The organism is Thermococcus atlanticus, from assembly GCF_054657855.1.
The window spans coordinates 2,213,407-2,228,936 of the sequence record NZ_BAAHXX010000001.1; the positions used below are offsets into that span (position 1 = coordinate 2,213,407).

The window sequence follows — 15,530 nt, forward strand, 5'->3', positions numbered from 1 at the left end:
GCTCAGAACTTCTTTTTAATTTTCAGGGTGTATTTCGGGTATATGCTGCTGGAGAAGCGCACAAAGCGGGTTCTCCTCGGCGACTTTTTGATCGAGATTTCGGTATCAGGGGAGATGTAAGTGTAGTACTGCCCGTCCACGGAGAGGATGGCCTCACGGTGCACCGTCAGTATCCTGACATCTATCCTTGAGCTCGCCGGCACTATCATCGGCCTTGAGCTGAGCGCTATGGGGGTTATGGGGGTTATGACGACAACGTCCAGCCTCGGGTCGACAAAGGGGCCTCCCGCGGAGAGGGAGTATCCCGTTGAGCCGGTCGGTGTTGAGACTATGAGGCCGTCGCTCCTCAGCTCATCCGCCAGACCGTTATCCACGTAGTATTTTAGGTGGATGATCTTGCCGGGAATTCCCGTCAGGATTGCAACCTCGTTGAGGGCATCGGGTATGGATACGTCCCCTTTGAGGCGCGTCCTGAGCTTCATCCTCTCATCGATATGATAGTCCCCCTCGATGAGCTTGTTAATTGCAAAAAATGCCTCATTTGGCTCGACTTCGGTGAGGAATCCCAAAGTCCCCATGTTTATGCCGAGTATCGGGATGTCCCTCTTTGTCCTGTGCTCGACCCTCAGAATGGTGCCATCACCGCCGATGGCGATTATGAAATCCACATCCATCTCCTCAAGAGGCACAACATCCTCCTCGCCGAATTCAGGGAGGTGTCTCTGGGTCTCCCTGTCGACAAAGACCTCGTATCCGCTGACCTTGAGGAAGTCGTAAACCCTGTAGGCCAGCTTCAAAGCGGCCTCCCTGTCCCTCCTGGCAACGATTCCAAATTTCATTGCGTTCACCTGCGAGCATATATAATAGCCTTTCCGTGATTAAATACTTTTCTAACCTTCCTCCGTGAGCCTGACGCCGAGGTGAGTGGCTATGAGCGCCCCCACCAGCGTCGGAATCCAGAAGGAGAGCGTTCTATCGACCATCGTTGCGGTGACAGCGAGGGTTTTATCTATGGCGAGGCTCAGATAGAGGGCGGAAAAAATGGCCTCGGTAATCCCTATCCCGCCGGGAATTATGCTTATCAGGCCCACGGCCATCCCGGCCATCTGAACCATGAGAACCTTGTGGAGTGCAAGGGGATAGTTGAGGCTGAGAAAAACGAGATATGTTCTCAGGAGGGCGGAAATCCATATCATGAAAGAGATTGTTGTGCTGCCGAAGAGGGCGAGTTTGTTTTTTGAGAGCATGACAAAGGTTTTTTTGAAGTCCATGACGTGGGTTTTGATGATTTCCTCGGCCTTCTCCTCCTTGTCCTCAAACTTCCTCGGGAATATCCTCCTGATAAGCCGGAATATCCTCATCAGAAGCCCCATCGCAAGTCTCTCATTCAGCGAGAAGAGGATGCTGAGCAGGATGACCGAGACGACTATGATGACGGACACGAGGAGAACCACCAGCACGAGGTGGGTTCCGAGATCAAGGGCATACCAGAAGGCGATTATGGTAAAAATCACTATGGGAATTGCATCCAGCATCCTGTCCGTGGCTATTGTGGCGAAGATTTTGCCGTAACTGCTCTCGGAGCGTTTTTTTATCAGATACATCCTCACGGGCTCCCCTCCACCCCTCGCACCCGGAGTGACGTTGTTCACGAATATCCCTATGAGGGTGGCCTCAAGAACCCGTTTGAAGGGAATGCGGATATCGCTCTGATTCAGCAGAATCTGCCACCTGAGAGACCACAGAAACGTTTCAAGAGCGGAGAACAGGCAGGCAAGGGCGAGATACCTCAGCCTCGTCTGGCTCAGCAGCTTTACCGTCTCACTGACGCCGCTCCATGCTATCAGGAGCACAACCAGGAGAAGTCCCGCGACTACTGTCAGGCTCTTTTTTCCCTTCATCTTCATTATGGCTCCTTTTTGCGCAGGACATTTTAAGTCTTTCTGGGTGTTCTGCGAAGGCTCTGGTGTCCTGAACACCTTCAGGGTTTGCGCCATGTTAAGGCCCAACCACCACCATACCCGGCCCATTCCAGAATGCGTTGTTAAAACCCATCCAACGACTGCTATTGACTTCGTCTGAATGCCCCTCTCTTCTATCTTCCTGACTTTATTCCAATGCCAAAATGCGTTGTTAGAACACCCCCGACCACCGTCGGGCCCCAGTATGATATCAGCCTCTCCAGAAGGGTCGCCGTAATGGCGATGCTCTTGTCAATCCCCAGGGCGAGGTAGAGGCCGGAGTTTATGGTCTCGGTTATGCCGGCACCTCCCGGGATTATGCTAACGAGACCTATGACTATCGCCGCCATCTGAACAACCATCACCTTCTCAATATCTATGGAATAGTTTATGCTGAGGAAAACGAGGTAGGAGCGCAGTATCACAAGTGCCCAGAAGATGTAGGAGAGCAGGAGGGCTATTGCGAAATCCTTCTTTCTCCTCAAAATCATCCTCACAGTTATCTGGAACTGGGGAATGCCGTTTTCTATCATGTCGCTAACCTTCCCCTCCCATCTCTTCACCCGCCCGGGGGAGAGCCTAACGGCAAACGCAAGGGCCCTGCTGATCAGCCTTTCCATCCTTTTCCTGCTGAGCATTATAAGCGCCCCTATCGTGAGGAGCAGGAAGAGGAAAAACGTCAGAATCAGGAGAATCCACGTCATTTTCCTCGCCCCAATGGAGAAGGCATACCAGCTGGAGAGAATCAGCATCGTGAAGACGGGAATCAAATCAAGCAGCCTGTCGGCCATTATCGTTGCAAATATCGGCCCGTAGTCACCTTCAGAACGCTTTGCAATAAAATACATCCTAACTGGCTCCCCTCCACCCCTCGCACCCGGAGTGACGTTGTTCACGAACATTCCTATGAGTATCCCCCTCAGAACATCCCTGAAGCGGGCATTCACCCCCACCCCTTTGAGGAATACGTCCCACCTCAGCGCCCACAGGATAATGGTGGCGATGAATACGATGATGGCGAGCAGGAAGAGGGAGGGATTAGCCCTCTTCAGGATTTCAACCGTCTCCCTCACCCCAGCCACCCATATGAGGGCCAGAATCAGAAGCGCCGTCAGGCCGGCTGCACCGGCTTTTTTCACCTTCCCGGCCATGTTCACACCTTCCTGAGCTTTGCTATGAAGAATCCCTGGGTGAGGTGCCTGTGCGGATAAAACCTCTGAACCCCCTCAATCCCGATGCCGCCCGAGCCTATGAAGATTTCCTGCTCCTCCAGCTTTAAACCTTTTTTGAGCATGTATTTAACGTTTCCCTCATTCTCCTCATAGCTCAGGGTGCATGTTGAATAAACGAGGATGCCGTCCTTTCTCAGGGATTTTATGGCGGCGTTTATGAAGTGCCTCTGATATCTCGCGGTTGCTTCAATATCCTTTGGAGTCCTGCTTTCCCATAGCCTGGGCCTTATTCCGAGGGCGGTGCACGGGGCATCCAGAAGTATCTTGTCAGCCTCAACTCCGAGCTCCGGCAGCTTCCGTGAATCCATGTGCATCAGCCTGACGTTCTTCACGCCGAGCCTCTTCAGCTCCCCCTCCATCTTCCTGAGCCGGTTTTTCGACTTGTCAAGGGCCATTATCTCCCCCCGGTTCTGCATGATCTGGGCCAGATGGGATGTTTTGCCTCCCGGAGCTGCCGCCATATCGATTATTAGCTCCCCCTCCTCAGGCTCCAAAACATGAGCGACCACCATGGACGGCAGGCTTTGGGCGTAGAAAAGCCCCTCTCTAAAGCTCTCAAGCTCGCTTAAACTGGGAAGCCTGAATTTTGGCAGTGTGACCTCGACAGCAATGCCCCTCTTTGAGAGTATCATCTCCTTCGCGCTCATCCTCGCCCTTCCGATTCCCACGAGGAGGCCTTTTGGATCCCTTATCTCAACCTCGTCGCCCGGCTTTATCCTCCTATCGGCCTGAAGGACACCCGGGGCGTAGAGCATGGCTCCCTGATATACGCTCTCAGCCGCAAATTTGTTTGCCCTCACAACGGGCAGGTTGGGCTCAAAGTCATCGGGGAAGTTCGGCCCCTCCCTCTCGAAGTATATCCCCTCCTTCAGGTGGGGGCTTCTTTTCGGTCTGAGTCCCTCCCTCCTCAGAATCTGCATGAGCTTCGAGCGGCTCGTTTTGAGCGTGTTAACCCTGATGTAGTACTTCTCCACGGGCTCCCTCAGTTTTTCCATCAACAGCCCGGCTTCGCTCCCGAAGAGCCTTCTGTAATATTCCCGAAGCTCCTCCGGAAATGCCTCAAGATACATACACATATTAATCCTCCAGAATGCCGTGCTTTGCTCCTATTTCAATGAACCTGAAGAGTGCGTCCTTCAGCTCCTCCGGAGTCTTCGCCTCCACCTCAAACTGGACTATCTCCTCAGAGCTTGAGTTTATTCTCTCAAGGATTTCCTCAGCCCCTCCCCCGGTATCGGGGTTGTAGAAGTCCCTGAGGAAGTCCCTGCCTCCGTAGATGAAGGCCTCCTCGAAGCTCTCCGTGAACTCCCGGACAAATTCAGGGGTCAGTTTTTCCCTCGGAACGGCAAAGACAAAGTAGAAGCCCTGAAGTGTGGCCCCAATCTCCCCGTGGGGCTTCACCTCAAATACCGGATAGGGATACTTCATCAGCCTCCATTCACCGTCGATGTATATGTACCCGTTGAATGCCTCCTCCACCGGCTCCACGGTAAAACCCCTCTCCTTCAGCACGCCCCTGAGCTCACCGTTGAGCATGAATGTGCCTTCCCACAGATAGTTCAGAAAATCGTGCATCTCCCGGATGTTCATTCGCCTCACCAGAAATGGAAAAACAAAAAGGGTATAAAAAGGTTCATCTAATTCAGGTCTAAGGTCTAAGGGAGGAAAGGATATCATTAAGGTCTCCCATTATGTTCGTCCTGATCTGCTTTTCTATGGCCTTCACCTCGTGGGTGTATCTGAAGCCGCCGACGCTTATGTCGAGGTAGAGGTCTGCCCTGAGCGTGCTAACCTCGCCCTGCTTTATATGCCTCACCCAGACCTCCGGCAGGGAGTCCAGATTTACGGTGAGCCTGATTTTCGCCGTTCCGTAGCCCTTGGCGGGGATGACAACTGTCTTCGCTATTTTTCCCTCCCCGAGGGTTATTCCGTCCATGTAAATCCTGGCGGAGAGGCCTGTCACGGGAAGCGGAATCGGGTTGGGGTTGTAGAGCTTCAGGTAGGTGTAGATAATCGCGGTGTTCCCCTCGACACCACCCCATTCATTTCTGCTTCCAAGAACCTCCGGGGTCTTGAGCGGGCCGATATCCTCGCTCTTTGCTGTCAGGTTTATATAGCTCAGGGGGTCGACATCAACAGGTTTTTTCAGTGAATAGCTGAGCGGGATGAACCCCAGAACCTTTCCCCTGAAATCGAGTGTTATATCGCCCCTGCTTCCGCGGTTCAGATACTCCACAAGGGCTTTAATCAGCTTTTTGTTGTCTATGGCAACAGCCATCTTCGCGGTTTTTCCCGTGGCGCTGTAGTCAAAGCGCTCAACCCGGATGAACTTTATGCCCTCAAGGCTCGCATCCAGCTTTTCCACGCTGAGGGGAACCAGAAGGGGCTTCCCGAGGTCGACCGTAATCCACACCTCGGTGGTGTTCTCATCCACATACCCCCACTCCGCCCGCCCCTGAGGCTGGAGCGTCATGACGGTGTAGCCCACGTATCCGAAGTAAGCCAGGAGGACAATCACTATGAAAGCTGCCACGTATTTCAGAGCCATGTTACCACCTCTGTCTTTAATTTGGTCTTTGATGTGTTTAAAGATTTCGAAACTCATGTCCTCTTTCTGTAGGTGTAGAGCACCGCAATAACCGTTATAATGCCCACGATGACCCCGAGCAGCTTCAGGTTGGTCTTAGTTCTTGTGTTCTCCTTCACGGGTATGTCAATGGTGCGCTCGAAAACATAGACGTTGTCATCCCCCTGGGCTTTATCGCCTACCGCCCTTATGCGCACAATAACCCTGTAGTCCTTGGGTATGGCATCGCTGTCTATGCTCATCTCTATAACACCCTGTCCCTCCTTCCCGGGCTCAAGGGTTCCAACATAGTCAGTTCTCTTCGTCAGTGTGAAGGGCTGGCTTGCCTTTATGACACCCTCAACTATGACGCTCTCCGCTTTCTCGCCGCCGGTGTTCTTGAGGGTTAGGTAGACCTTTATATCCTGCCCCTGAAGGGGCTCGGGGGAAAAACTGACGCGCACTATCCGGATATCCGGCTTGGAGGAGACTATTATCGGAACGCTCAGGTTTGTCCTCATCTCATTTCCAACGCCATCGGTATAGGTTAGCTCCACAGGGAGCTCATATCTCCCGCTCGTCGCATTGTCAGCAACGTCCACCCTGAAGCTGGCCCTTGCAGACTCCCCCTTCCCCAGACTGCCGAGGTTGATTATCTGCTCGCTGGTTCCGCTGAGCTTGAAGGGATACTCCGGCAGGGGCTTGAGCAGCACCATCTGAGCAACGCCCGTCCCTATGTTTTCAACCTCAAGGCTCACCTCAACGTTGCTCGTTCCCGGGAGAACCCTCTCAGGAGACGTTGAAATCTTGGAAATTATGAGCTTTTCCTTTCCCGTAACGTCTATCCCCACGAGCCTTTCGTCATTAACCTGACGGTCATCCGGTGAGGTGAGATAGCTGATTTCAATCCTCAGGGGGTATATCCCTGTTTCAAGCTGGCTGTTTGCCCTGATGCGGAATTCAAGGGTGGCGTTCTGTCCGGGCTCCAGTTCTCCCAGATACCTGACGTTGTCCTCCCCGACGGGAAGAAATGCATCCACATTCTGCCTTGCCAGCTCCTGCATGATCTGATTGAGGGCGGTCTGGAGATTCTGGGCAAGCTGACTGCTCCCCTGTATCGGAAGCTGCGAGAGGGCAGACAGGTCAACCTTCTTGACCTCCCCCTGAACCGGAACCTTGTAGGAGAGTATCTTGAAGCTGAGTGCTTTTACGGGCTCCTCCCCCGCATTCCTTATCACAAATTTTGCAGTAAAGCTGTCTCCGGGGCTTATCTTCTTCGGAATTATCTCCACCTTTTCGACCTCTATGAAGCCCTCCCTTCTCTCCACAACCTTAATGGAAAGCACAAAAGTCTGCTCCTTCCCTTTCTTTGCATCCCCGCTGTAATATGTCACCTTCACCTTCACGGGATAGCTCCCCGTTTTTGCGTCCTCACTCACATGGAGGCTGAATGTGACCTTTTCAGAGGTATGCGGATTTACTAACGGAAAATACACTTCGCTGGAGCCGCTCTCCACAAGTATCGGGGATTTAACGGTCCCCCCGAGGTTCTTCAGCTCTTCGGCGCTGAGGTCGTTCGGAGCTTCCAGAGATGGCTGAATCTGAACCAGAACGTCCTTCGCAACCTCTCCCCCGGAATTCTCCAGGGTTAGCGAAAGATTGAAGTCGTCTCCGGGGTGCACAACCCCCGGCTTCTCCACATCCTTCACAACGAAGGTTGCATCGTTCTCCCGGGCGACGGTTATCCCGACGTAGTTGAAGCTCTGAATCATCCTTATCTCCCCTGAGATGCCCACAGGGGCAAAATACACAATGCTAACGTAGAGCGGGTAAATCCCGGGCTGGGCGTTTTCATTCACCCTGATTTTGAATTCGAGGGTCTTCCCTTCCTTTCCATCGAGATACTCCACGTACTGAATCGCACTGCCCTCAGGATACCACACACCCTGCGAAATTCCGCTCTGGCTCAGAAGCTGGGAGAGCGCAGTTCCTACTGAGCTGCTCTGATTAACGGTTAGGGGCGCCGGAGATACAAAGACGTTTATGTAGCGTGCTTTTAATGCCCCCTCATTTTTAAGATGCACCTTTATCGTGACCGTATCCCCAGGGTTCACAGTTTCCGGGACGGTAACGTTGCTCGTTATCAGTGCCGGAGCCGTCGAAGCCCTCCATGCCACAGGCCCGCTTATGCTGATTTTTGCCCCGTTTGGATAAACCTGAAGCACCGTCAGCTCAACAATCTGGTCATCCACATTTACCCTTATTGTCTCGTTTTCCCTTACGGGGGTTAGATTCGGATACGTGATGGGCATCAACACATCCTGCTTGCTGATGCCGAGCCTCGGATGCTCCTCTATCGTCTTCATGACAGCCTCCCCGAGCTCCTCGGGGGGTGCGTTCTGGAGCCACTGGTAAAAAGCGGCCTGCGTTGATGACACGCAGTTCAGGAATTCAAGGGTGTTGTTCTCATACTGGGTGCATCTGCTTAGATTGTAGCCCAGTGTATCCGCCATCGCCATCAGGAATACTGGATCCGAGAGAAGCTGCTGCATTTTATCCGGATTGGGCACATATATCGTTTTGTATTCAGCGTTGAGAACCTTTCCGTCCTTAACGATGGCAATGAAGGCGTAGTACTCATCGTGAAGGTAGTCCCTCTGGGTGTCCACCAGGGAAATCACGAGGGGCCCCACGAGGATGGCGTCGCCCCTGTCAATGTAGCCCTCAAAAAGGAGGACGTTATCAGCAGCGTTTGCATGGCTCACCAAACTTAAGAGGAGCAGCAATCCGATAAAAATTCCCGTGAGCTTTTTCATTCCTCACCACCTCCTATCTCCTTTCCATAAAATAACTGTAACAGTGAGGGCGTCACGAGGTATGCGGCGGTCATTGATGCGAATATTCCAAAAGCCAGGGCCTTGCCGAAGTTGTGAATCGGCGTAAGGGCTCCGAACAGCAGGGCCAGAAATCCCCCCGCCGTTGTGAGGGCTCCGATTAAAATCCCGGGCCCGACATTCTCAACGGCGGTTACTATGGGATGGGGATTGCCGTTATCGAGTTCCTCCCTGAACCTGTGGGTCAGGTGCATGCCATAGTCAACACCCAGACCCACAATCATTGAGATGACACCGGCCAGTGTCTGGTCAAAGGGTATCTTCACGAGCCCCATAAACCCGACAGTCCAGAGGGCGCCCAGAAACATCGGCAGTATCATCGCGAGTGAGGTTTTCGGACTTCTGAAGAGGAGCAGGACGATTAAAACCACAAAAAACGTGCCGTAAGTTGATATTCTCGGTATATCCCTGTTGGTGAGCTCATTGAGGATATAGTTGATGTAGCTGTCCCCCGTTACCCTGACGCTCACACCCGGCGGAAAATCCGCATTTCTGACCTCCTGCTCGAAGTAACGCATTATTCTGTTGAAATCGCCCTGGGTTGTGCCCATAAAGTTGCCCTTGAACTTCAGGAGGGTCATTGAGTAATCATCGGTCACGAGGCTTGAATTTTCCAATGCCTGGCTTATCCTTTCCCTGTCGTCAGGTATGTATCCATATTCCCTGACAACGGTATCCGCAATGCTCTGCCCTTCAAAGACGTTGTTGTAGTAGGAATCCGCCAGAACAGACTTCTCAAAGCGGTAGATGTCCCTCACGAGGAGAGGATTCCTCACATCATCCGCCTGAATTATCACATCAACCTCATCCATTCCCCCGAATTCGTTGTTCACGTCATTTATGGCCTGAATCTCGGGTATCCCCTGGGGCAGCATCTTATCCATTCTGACCTCGGTCGTGACCTGCGTGACTCCATAGGTGAAGATCAGGGTTAAAAGCACAACAAGAAGCAGGTATGTCCTGGGATGGCGTTTGATTGACCTCCCGAGGGTGCTGAATATCGCAGCAAGAACCCCGGAATGTGCCCTTATTTCAGGCACTTCGTAGTGTCCCCGCAGGAGCCTCATGAGGTCCTCCTCAAGCATTATAACCGCGGGTGTGACAATCACTGCGTTTAGAGCGGCGAGCGTGAGCCCCATCACCAGGACAAGGCCGAGCCTCTGGAGGGCCGGCAGGACGGAGAAGCTCAGGGCAGCGAAGCCGGCTATCGTTGTTAGCGCCGCACCGAGAAGGGCTTTTCCTGTCTCGGCTATTGCCTCCTCAGCGGAGTCCTCTATGCTCATACCTTTCCTCCGCTCCTCGTAGTATCTGTTTGTCAGGTGGACTCCGTAATCTATTCCCATTCCAATTATCATCGCCCCAACTGTGGTGGTTGTGATTCCCAGGGGAATGTGTGCCAGCCCCATAAAACCGAGCGTCATGGTAACGCCAAATGCGAGGGGTGTGAGAGGTATGAGCGCCCGCACGGGGGAGCGGTAGAAGTAGACGAGCAGGAGGATGACCATGATGAATGCGATGCCCATTGTTCTGTTCAAATCACTCTGGAGAAGGGCCAGAATCCGGTAGGTTATCCCAATAGAGCCGGTCTGCGCAACCTCAACATTCTCCGGAAAATTGGTATCCTCAATATCCCTCTGGATGTCCCTATACACGCGGGTCAGGGCCCTCTGATTTTTCTCCCTGCTTATTGTCACCGCTATGAGCGTCATGGTGTAGTCCGAGCTCACCAGCTGGCTTCTGACATTCTCGGGGAGGGCATTCAGAACGAATCTGACCTCTTTTTCATTTTTCGGCAGCCTTCCAAGGCTCTGGATGAAGACATCGGCTATGCTGAAGGTTCCGCTTACATAGGGGTGCTGTCTGAGCTTCTGTTCGAGATCATAGACCGATTTTATAACCTTCGGATCTCTGATGTCATAAACTCCCCCTTCGCTGATGCCGGAAATCTTCACGACTATGATGACGTTGTCCCCGCCCATGAACTCATTCTGGAGTATCTGGTAGTCCTTGATGGGCTGCAGATTCTGGGGGAGCTCCTTGTAGAGGTCGGTCTCAAACTGGAGACTCTGCAGTCCGTATATGGAGACTATCAGGAGGAAAATCGTAAGTAACCCGAACGCAATTCTGTATTCAACGATAATCCTCGCAATGGCCCTGAGCATGTCCATTCTTTCATCACCCAACTTTCGGAAGTTTCCGAAAGTTTTTTATATGTGAAACTTTAAAAAACTTTTGGCCGATTCAGAACAGGATGTGAGGGGTGCATCATGGGTGTTGAGGAAGCGAAGAGGATAATGATGGAGCACTTTGCAAACACCGCACGCAAGTTCGGTTTGAGCGAGCTTTACGGGTACATATACGGCGTGCTCTTCTTTGAGGATGAGCCGCTGAGCCTCGGAGAGATAGCTGAAAGAACCGGATACTCCCATTCCCACGTTAGCACAGCTTTAAAGCTCCTTGAGAGCATAGGGCTTGTGAAGAGGGTTAAAAAGCCGGGGGACAAGAAGGCCTATTTCACCGCAATAAAAAACATCCGGGAATGGCGCAGGGAGGCATACTACAAGAAAATCGAGGAGGATGTGAGGCAGACGAGGGAGAGCCTCCTGAAAGCGCTTGAGGCGATTGAGGGCGATGAAAGTGAGGAAGCAAACAAGATAAGGGAGAGAATAGCATTCGCCCTGAGGAGGAACGCCGTAACCGAAAAAATAATCAGCATCTTCCTCAAGCATGCCCGCGAGGAAGAGGTTCTGGAAGCCCTGCTGGAATGCATCGGGGAAAAGATCAAAAGCGGAGCAAAGATTTAAAAGTCCGGGAGCATAGAAAGAGCGGTGGTCTGATGAAATCACTCCTCTGGGCGTTCTGGTACATCCTACCCGCCTACTTTGCCAACGCCTCTCCTGTTCTTGTCGGAGGAGGGAGGCCGATTGATGGCGGACGATTCTGGAGGGACGGACGGAGGATCCTCGGTGATGGAAAAACATGGAGGGGCTTTGCAGGGGGCGTTGCTATTGGAACGGCCGTCGGCATGGTTCAGTATTTCATGACACCAAGCTTTTACGGCTCATTCAGAACCGCGTTTCTCCTCGCATTTGCCCTCTCATTCGGGGCCCTCTTCGGCGACCTTGTGGGAAGCTTCTTTAAAAGGAGGGCGAATCTGCCCAGAGGATACCCCGCAATTGGTCTTGATCAGCTTGGTTTCCTCATATCAGCTCTGGCCTTCGCCTATCCCGTAAAAACCCTAGATTCAGGGCAGATTATATTCCTCCTCGTCGTCTCGCCCTTCATTCACTGGGGGGCAAACTACTTTGCCTACAGGATGGGATGGAAGGGCGTGCCGTGGTAGAATGGCTGGATGTACTTTTTTGTTCTCTACGTTTTTTGCTTACGTTGTTTTGTGGTGTGCTAGAAATGTATAGGAAAGGTTTTTATATTTTATCCTAAATTAAAGTTAGGTGGTTTAATGAGCAGGAGGATTGGATTAGTACTTGCAGTTTTAATGCTTGGAATGACTTTCAGCACAGCAGTAACTCAAAACCTCGCACTCGCAGAACCCACAAACAGTCCGTACCAAGCCTTCTGGAGCATCCTCAACCGGGAAGCAGGATTAATCGTCAAACTCAACTCCACAAACAATGCAACACTGGCCGAAGAATTAATTCAAAACTCCCAACTCGGAGCCCTCAACGCCGCCAACATTTCAGCCCAAACCTGGCAGGCCTTAGAAGAACTGAAAGCCTCCAAAGTTAAAACTTATTACTCACCCAAAGAACTGCAGGAAATTGCCCAAAACATCAGCAAAAACGGTTTGCCAGAAGAAACTATTCAAACACTCAAAAAACAGGGATGGAGCGACGAAGAAATAAAAGCATTACAGGATTACATCACAAAAAACAAAGACAACATCACCACAGGCTTCAACCTAACAGAATTCCTAGAAAACTTCAGCCAAGCATTCATCAAAGTGGCGTTTAAATACAATCAATATGAAGCATGGGCATGGAAAAAGCTTTTAAACACCAACACAACCAGCTTAAACCTCCCCTCCATCACAACATGGAAAGAAAAAACTGAAGTACCACTCATCTGGCAGGACTTTAAAAACTTCAACAAAACCTTCCAGAACGCCTCCCTCAAAGAGAAGCTTCACCTACTCGAGAACCTGAAAAAACAAATCATGAACATCTCCAAAGACAAAAAGGAAGAACTCATAAGCTCAACATCCAGCACAACTTACGCCAAAAACCCCGCAGAGTACGAAGCATGCTCCATCAACCCATCACCCAACCCAATAACCACAGACAGAACAGAAGATGCAAAGAACACAGCTGAAAGTTTGATTAGAACCCTCCCACGCATTCCCAGGAACCTAACAAACCCCACTCAAATTGGCTTTGAAAGCGTTACAAAAAGCAGGAAAATAATGGTTCAGGGAGAGTACGTCATAATCATGATAATCACCAGGACATATCGCTGGAAACTCATCCCCTTAGACTGCTCAATCCAAGAAACCACCTCAACAAACTACGAATTATACTACTGGAATGCCTTCAAAGCATTGGAAGAGTTAAGCAATCTGGGAGTACTCTTAAAAGCTGAAGAATTCGGAAATCACGACCCAAAATTAAACCAGCTTGAGCACAACATCACCAGCCACTTAGGAGAGTACTTCAAAACCTCACTGCGGGGAGAGTACTCGGAGAACTTCCATTTAAAGGGAATTTACACGTCAGAACCCCTCACAAACCCTAAAAAACCAATAGCAGCCTCCCAATCAAACACTCCATCCAGCGAGGGTTACCTCTCCGCTGGAGTCAGCATTGTCAAGGATGATGTCACCGAGAATTACGCAACTTACCGGGTGGAAGTGAATTTAAAAGCCGAGGACAACACCATATCAAACATTAAGGTTAGGGTTAGCGGCACTGGCTTGAGCGATTCAACGAGTTATGATTTAATTCACCCGGACGATGGGGTAATCACCTGGTACTCAAAACCCAGCGGCAGGATTCAGGGGAGTGACATTGTAACCGTAAACGGTACAGTGACCATAACTTACACTCCAAACAATCACGACATGCCAACATCAATAAATTCTCCCGAAGAAGGGTTGGATAGTAATACTCAATCAAAAACAATCACAATCCCGTACTCTGAAACGATCCGCCTCGGGAGGAGCATAGACAAAAGCAAAATCCACTTCCAAATCCTGCCCTCAGATTCGAGGGTTAAGCCTGACAACACAGTAACCTTTTACGTGAAAATTATTAATGATAATAATGCGCCGGTAAGCGGGAGTTACGAGTTAAACATTGCAACCCCCACCGGAACCATCACGAGAAGAGGCAGCATTAGCGCTGACTCCAACAGTGATTCCGGCCCGATTCAAGTTGCCACAATCACATACGCGAGCACAGGCACTTACGGGTACTCCGGAACATTCAAGTTCAACGGGTATGAAAAGCAAGATGCCGGAAGCATTATCGTTGAGGATGATAATGGTAACACGGGAAGCTTGAAAATCAGCGGCGTTAATATTTCACCCCAAAAACCAGAGGACGGTGATAACGTGAGTTTCACGGTTAAGGTTAAGAGCACTTACTCGACAAGCCAGAATGCGGAATTAGAACTTTACGTTGATGGTAACTTGGTTGACAGTACTCAAGGAGTCATTAACGCTAATTCAGAGGAAACCCTCAACCTCCACTGGATTGCCCGGCAGGGAGAACACTCCTACACAATCAAAGCTTATAGCCTTGTAGGAGGAGAAAAATTCACGGAGGACGCAAAGGGAGGAAAGGTGAATGTTGGAGTGAATAGTGATTTCAGTGGAGTTTTGAGCGTTAATGTCACCGGTGATGTTTCAATGGGTGCTAGGGTGAGGTTTGCTATTGACGTCAGAAATGTGGAGAATGCTCCAAGGTACTCTATTCCAGTTAGGGTGTATTATGTCTACAGTTCGCCGGATGGCTCTACTGAGGTTATTAAGGTTAAAGAGGCTGTGGTTGACTTTGATCCCCTTGGAGGATATCAGGACTGGTTTGACTTTAACCTTGAAAACCCCGGCACTTACGACTTTTACCTCATGGTCAACGGTCAAGAGAAAGATGAAAAAACTATAAAGGTAAATACACAGAGTAGTATTAGTGCGGTAATGACTTGTAGTCCCGAATTCGTTACGGAGGATGTGGATTCAGTGTCATGTCATGTTAATGTGGAGAACTTGGGGGGCACCACAGAGGACGTCTGGATTACCAATATTCACTTTGCTGGTGGCGAGATTTACGATAAGAGCAGTGATGACAATTTGGTGACTCCGAGTCCGAGCAGTTTGAGTCTAGACCCATATTCCAATGAAACATTCACTTTCACGATTCCAGTCAATGATGAATTACAGGAAAGAGTGCCAGTAGATTTAAGCGACATAAACCCCGGAACACCAATAGCAGTGAAAACGTACTTAAACACCCTCCAAGAACCAGTAATGTACGTAATACAAATGAACCCGAGAGAAAAAGGAGTACTCAAAGAAGTTAAGGATTACATTGTGAATAAAGTTGAGAATGACCCATGGGGCACATCAAACAAAGTAGCCGCAATTATTATTACTGGAAAAATCTCAGCAGAAACAAATCCAGCTGTTTGGATATTTACAATCTGGATATGGTCAGCATATAAAACATTCACAACACCGATTAATGAAGGTGCTGGAGATAACAATTTGATAGTGGGGGATGAGCAATGACTAGAAACTCATTTGTTTCTTTTCTTTTTAAAGGGTATTTTCTCGCATTCATCATACTTTGGTTGACAAATAGAAACTTACAACCAGAAACATTAGTTGCAGTGTTCATTTTATCGTTCCCAGTAGGCTATATCA

Annotated in this window: 11 protein-coding genes; 3 read left to right on the top strand and 8 right to left on the bottom strand. The window is 50.3% G+C overall.

Features of this window, described 5'->3' with window-relative positions; translation table 11 throughout:
• Nucleotides 1–2 precede the first annotated feature (2 nt).
• The 8 genes from ACYQ27_RS12155 to ACYQ27_RS12190 form a co-directional block, all read right to left on the bottom strand.
• Nucleotides 3–839 (bottom strand): NAD(+) kinase, encoded by an 837-nt coding sequence (locus tag ACYQ27_RS12155; protein ID WP_456453084.1) that lies wholly within the window; start codon nt 837–839, stop codon nt 3–5.
• Between the two features lie 51 nt (nt 840–890).
• Nucleotides 891–1,907 carry a lysylphosphatidylglycerol synthase transmembrane domain-containing protein gene (locus ACYQ27_RS12160; RefSeq protein ID WP_456453082.1) on the bottom strand — a complete coding sequence of 339 codons (1,017 nt, stop codon included), beginning with the start codon at nt 1,905–1,907 and terminating at the stop codon, nt 891–893.
• 188 nt (nt 1,908–2,095) lie between these two features.
• Nucleotides 2,096–3,112 carry a lysylphosphatidylglycerol synthase transmembrane domain-containing protein gene (locus ACYQ27_RS12165; RefSeq protein WP_456394300.1) on the bottom strand — a complete coding sequence of 339 codons (1,017 nt, stop codon included), beginning with the start codon at nt 3,110–3,112 and terminating at the stop codon, nt 2,096–2,098.
• Nucleotides 3,113–3,114: 2 nt separating this feature from the next.
• Nucleotides 3,115–4,263: a PUA domain-containing protein gene (locus tag ACYQ27_RS12170; RefSeq protein WP_460041883.1), complete on the bottom strand. Its 1,149-nt coding sequence runs from the start codon at nt 4,261–4,263 to the stop codon at nt 3,115–3,117.
• A gap of 7 nt (nt 4,264–4,270) precedes the next feature.
• Nucleotides 4,271–4,783: a DUF3201 domain-containing protein gene (locus tag ACYQ27_RS12175; RefSeq protein ID WP_456453112.1), complete on the bottom strand. Its 513-nt coding sequence runs from the start codon at nt 4,781–4,783 to the stop codon at nt 4,271–4,273.
• A 58-nt stretch (nt 4,784–4,841) separates the two neighbouring features.
• Entirely contained in the window at nt 4,842–5,741 is a 900-nt protein-coding gene (locus tag ACYQ27_RS12180; RefSeq protein WP_456394299.1) for an LEA/WHy family protein, read from the bottom strand.
• Between the two features lie 53 nt (nt 5,742–5,794).
• Entirely contained in the window at nt 5,795–8,575 is a 2,781-nt protein-coding gene (locus tag ACYQ27_RS12185; RefSeq protein WP_460041709.1) for a COG1361 S-layer family protein, read from the bottom strand.
• The gene (locus tag ACYQ27_RS12190) at nt 8,572–10,815 is read right to left on the bottom strand and encodes a hydrophobe/amphiphile efflux-3 (HAE3) family transporter (RefSeq protein ID WP_456453110.1); all 2,244 of its coding nucleotides are present in this window, start codon (nt 10,813–10,815) and stop codon (nt 8,572–8,574) included. Before ACYQ27_RS12190 ends, ACYQ27_RS12185 begins: the two co-directional genes overlap by 4 nt.
• A gap of 105 nt (nt 10,816–10,920) precedes the next feature.
• On the opposite strand from ACYQ27_RS12190, the gene ACYQ27_RS12195 reads away from it, so the two are divergent.
• The 3 genes from ACYQ27_RS12195 to ACYQ27_RS12205 all read left to right on the top strand — a co-directional run bounded on the left by ACYQ27_RS12195 (nt 10,921) and on the right by ACYQ27_RS12205 (nt 15,395).
• Nucleotides 10,921–11,457, top strand: a complete 537-nt coding sequence (locus ACYQ27_RS12195) for a GbsR/MarR family transcriptional regulator (protein WP_456394297.1) — start codon at nt 10,921–10,923, stop codon at nt 11,455–11,457.
• A gap of 32 nt (nt 11,458–11,489) precedes the next feature.
• Nucleotides 11,490–11,996, top strand: coding sequence for a CDP-2,3-bis-(O-geranylgeranyl)-sn-glycerol synthase (locus tag ACYQ27_RS12200; protein WP_460041710.1), 507 nt, complete (start codon nt 11,490–11,492; stop codon nt 11,994–11,996).
• A 117-nt stretch (nt 11,997–12,113) separates the two neighbouring features.
• Nucleotides 12,114–15,395, top strand: a complete 3,282-nt coding sequence (locus tag ACYQ27_RS12205) for a hypothetical protein (protein WP_460041711.1) — start codon at nt 12,114–12,116, stop codon at nt 15,393–15,395.
• Nucleotides 15,396–15,530 lie beyond the last annotated feature (135 nt).

What these genes read in the sequence shown, in the direction of transcription:
- ACYQ27_RS12185 (WP_460041709.1), bottom strand. Translation starts at nt 8,575, where the DNA reads ATGAAAAAGCTCACGGGAATTTTTATCGGATTGCTGCTCCTCTTAAGT.
- ACYQ27_RS12205 (WP_460041711.1), top strand. Translation starts at nt 12,114, where the DNA reads ATGAGCAGGAGGATTGGATTAGTACTTGCAGTTTTAATGCTTGGAATG.
- ACYQ27_RS12190 (WP_456453110.1), bottom strand. Translation starts at nt 10,815, where the DNA reads ATGCTCAGGGCCATTGCGAGGATTATCGTTGAATACAGAATTGCGTTC.
- ACYQ27_RS12195 (WP_456394297.1), top strand. Translation starts at nt 10,921, where the DNA reads ATGGGTGTTGAGGAAGCGAAGAGGATAATGATGGAGCACTTTGCAAAC.
- ACYQ27_RS12165 (WP_456394300.1), bottom strand. Translation starts at nt 3,112, where the DNA reads ATGGCCGGGAAGGTGAAAAAAGCCGGTGCAGCCGGCCTGACGGCGCTT.
- ACYQ27_RS12160 (WP_456453082.1), bottom strand. Translation starts at nt 1,907, where the DNA reads ATGAAGATGAAGGGAAAAAAGAGCCTGACAGTAGTCGCGGGACTTCTC.
- ACYQ27_RS12170 (WP_460041883.1), bottom strand. Translation starts at nt 4,263, where the DNA reads ATGTATCTTGAGGCATTTCCGGAGGAGCTTCGGGAATATTACAGAAGG.
- ACYQ27_RS12155 (WP_456453084.1), bottom strand. Translation starts at nt 839, where the DNA reads ATGAAATTTGGAATCGTTGCCAGGAGGGACAGGGAGGCCGCTTTGAAG.
- ACYQ27_RS12175 (WP_456453112.1), bottom strand. Translation starts at nt 4,783, where the DNA reads ATGAACATCCGGGAGATGCACGATTTTCTGAACTATCTGTGGGAAGGC.
- ACYQ27_RS12200 (WP_460041710.1), top strand. Translation starts at nt 11,490, where the DNA reads ATGAAATCACTCCTCTGGGCGTTCTGGTACATCCTACCCGCCTACTTT.
- ACYQ27_RS12180 (WP_456394299.1), bottom strand. Translation starts at nt 5,741, where the DNA reads ATGGCTCTGAAATACGTGGCAGCTTTCATAGTGATTGTCCTCCTGGCT.